The organism is Wolbachia endosymbiont of Drosophila seguyi (genome assembly GCF_028981765.1).
Taxonomy (GTDB): Bacteria; Pseudomonadota; Alphaproteobacteria; order Rickettsiales; family Anaplasmataceae; genus Wolbachia; species Wolbachia pipientis.
The window spans coordinates 1-851 of the sequence record NZ_JAPQLM010000076.1; the positions used below are offsets into that span (position 1 = coordinate 1).

An 851-nucleotide genomic window follows, 5' to 3' on the forward strand; every position below is an offset into this window, starting at 1 on the left:
TAAATTACTATTCTTAAATTTGATCAGATTGATTGCAAAAAAACAAGATTTTCAATAGGTTGCTTATAATTCTAACTATAGTTAGCCTTTCATAAGTAGCGATGCAACAAAGCCATTCCAGCGTCACGCGCTGGAATGACATTGTAGGGTGTTATCCGAGTCCTTTTTCCGTCATCAGAGGACCATATGACGTCATCCAAGTAGCGTGACTACTTGGATCTAAGCTGTATTACCAAGTCCAATTAAGTGCAGCATCATCACTTGTTGGAGGCTCAAAATACGGTTGTGACATTTCCTCTTGCACAGCTCTTTTAAATTCTGGACTTTGTATGCTTATCTTTGTTACATGCTCTTGTAAGGCTTTCTCAGTAGCTATTTCAGCAGCTGTTGGACTTTTACCATCTGCTCCTGTCTCCCCTTGTGGGCCTTGAGCTCCATCTTTACCATCTGCTCCTTTAGGACCAGTGGCTCCTGTCTCCCCTTTTAGCCCTTTACCTCCTAAGAACACCTTTGCTGTTTGATCATTTTTGTCACCATACGCTGTGTCAGTAGCATCAAGAAATCCTCCTAATTTATCCACTAAAATTGATTTGTCGCCGTCTTTTGCATCAAATATAGCATTCACGACATCTTTCGCTGCAGCTTTTGTTTTAAGCTCTGTAGCTTTAACAAAAGCAGTCTCTGCAGCAGTTTTAGTGTAAACTTCATCGGCTGGAGCAGCTTTAATATATACCTTATTTGTAAAATCAGGAGAAGCAGTTATAGCATCCACAACAGGCTGTTTTACTACTTCTGTTTTTAGCGTATCTGTAAGTCCTAAAGTTTTAACAAATGCATCATCAACACCTTTT

Annotated in this window: 1 protein-coding gene; it reads right to left on the minus strand. The window is 39.7% G+C overall.

All coding sequences use genetic code 11. The features are described 5' to 3' along the window. Positions 1-229: 229 nt before the first annotated feature. On the minus strand, positions 230-851 hold a 622-nt coding region (locus OZD62_RS01505; RefSeq protein ID WP_275019281.1), incomplete at its 5' end, for a collagen-like triple helix repeat-containing protein.